We start from the raw sequence: 2,087 nt of genomic DNA, 5'->3' as shown, positions 1-2,087 counted from the left end.
CAGGTCAAGGTTCGTGGGTTCCGGATTGAGCCGGGTGAGGTCGAGGCGGTGTTGCTGGCGCATCCCGGGGTGAGCCAGGCGGCGGTGATCGCCCGTGGCGACGGTCCTGGTGGTGAGGTGCGGCTGGTCGCTTATGTGACCGGGTCCGGGGTGGACTCGGTGGTGTTGCGGGGTTATCTGGCGGGGCGGTTGCCGGAGTACATGGTTCCGGCGGTGATCATGGTGCTCGACGAGTTGCCGTTGACGGCCAACGACAAGATCGACCGCCGTGCCCTCCCGGCACCCGGACACTCGTCCGCCGATGCGGGTCACCGCCCGGCGACCGTACGGGAGGAACTGCTCTGCGCCGCGTTCGCCCAGGTGCTCGGCCGGGAGACGGTCGGCGCCGACGACGACTTCTTCGCCCTCGGGGGGCACTCCCTGCTCGCCGTGCGGCTGCTCACCCGGATCCGGGCCATCCTCGGTCACGACGTGCCGCTGCGTGCCCTGTTCGAGGCGCCGACCGCGGCCCGCTTGGCTGCCCGGATCACCGGCGACGGCGCGGGGCGGGCCCGTACACCGCTCCGGCCCGTCCCGCGCCCCGACCGGATCCCGCTGTCGTTCGCGCAGCGCCGGCTGTGGTTCCTGGACCAGTTGGAGGGGCCGAGCGCCACCTACAACGTGTCCCTGCCGCTCGGGCTGGACGGCGACCTGGACGTGCCGGCGCTCGGAGCGGCCCTGCGCGACGTGCTGGAACGGCACGAGTCGCTGCGCACCGTTTTCCCGTCCGCCGACGGTGAGCCCTACCAGCGGATCCTCGCCGCCGACGAACTGGACTGGGCCCTCGAGGTCCACCCGGTCGCACCGGACGCGCTCGCGGAGGCCATGGCACAGGCGTCGAGGCGTCCCTTCCACCTGTCGGCGCAGGCGCCGATCCGGGCGTGGCTGTTCGACACCGGCACGGAGCGGGTGCTCCTGACGGTGGTGCACCACATCGCCGGCGACGCCTGGTCGAGCGCGGTGCTGGGGCGGGATCTGTCGGTCGCTTACGAGGCCCGGTCGCGCGGTGTGGCGCCGGTGTGGGAGCCGTTGGCGGTGCAGTACGCGGATTACACGTTGTGGCAGCACCGGCTGCTCGACACCGAGGTGCTGCCCGAACAGCTCGCCTATTGGCGGCAGGCGCTCGCCGGTGCGCCGGAGGAACTGGTGTTGCCGTCCGACCACCCCCGCCCCACGCGGGCGAGTCACGCCGGGCATCGTGCACCGTTCCGCGTCTCGCCCGAGGTGCATGCGCGGTTGGTGGGGCTGGCGCGGGCTGAGGGTGTCACGACGTTCATGGTGGTGCAGGCGGCGCTGGCGGTGATGTTGTCGCGGCTGGGTGCGGGCGTCGACATTCCGGTGGGTACGGCGGTGGCCGGGCGGGCGGACGAGGCTCTGGAGGATCTGGTCGGGTTCTTCGTGAACACGCTGGTGATCCGTACTGATCTGTCGGGTGATCCGGATTTCCGGCAGGTGCTGGGTCGGGTGCGTGCGGCGTCGCTGGGTGCGCTGGCGCATCAGGACGTGCCGTTCGAGCGGTTGGTGGAGGAGTTGGCGCCGGTCCGGTCGCTGGCCCGGCACCCGCTGTTCCAGGTGGTGCTGACCCTGCAGAACACCGACCGGGCCGGGCTGGAACTTCCCGGCGTGCGGACGCACGCCGTCACCACGCCCGCGGGTGTCTCCGCCGGCACGGTCGACACCGATCTGTCCTTCATGGTCGCGGAGGAGTTCGACGAGCAGGGCCGCCCCACGGGAGTGGCCGGCTCGGTCACGGTCGCGGCCGACCTGTTCGTACCGGCGAAGGCTCTCTCGTTCGGCCACTGGTTCGCCCGGGTCCTCGACGCGGTGACAGCAGCCCCGGACGCGCCGGTCAGCACCGCCGGACTCCTCGGTGACGCCGAGCGGGAAGTGCTGGTTGATGGCTTCAGTGGCTCTGCGGCGGTGGTGTGTGGTGGCACGGTGCTGGATGTGTTCGAGCGGTGGGTGGGTGTTGCTCCGGATGCGGTGGCGGTCGTCGGTGACGGTGTTGAGCTGACGTATCGGGAGTTGGATGTGGCTGCTGGTGTGTT

The 2,087-nt window shown here is 71.2% G+C and carries 1 protein-coding gene; it reads left to right on the top strand.

Annotation, left to right across the window (positions count from 1 at the left end; genetic code table 11):
- Positions 1-48: 48 nt before the first annotated feature.
- A partial coding sequence (locus ACH442_RS47970) for a condensation domain-containing protein (protein WP_396344915.1) occupies positions 49-2,087 on the top strand: 2,039 nt, incomplete at its 3' end.

Origin of the sequence: Actinoplanes sp. NPDC020271 (assembly GCF_044388125.1) — a bacterium.
In the GTDB taxonomy this organism is placed as follows: Bacteria; Actinomycetota; Actinomycetes; order Mycobacteriales; family Micromonosporaceae; genus Actinoplanes.
The sequence above is the reverse complement of the archived record's forward strand: the minus strand, read 5'-3'. Positions and strand labels throughout refer to the sequence as shown.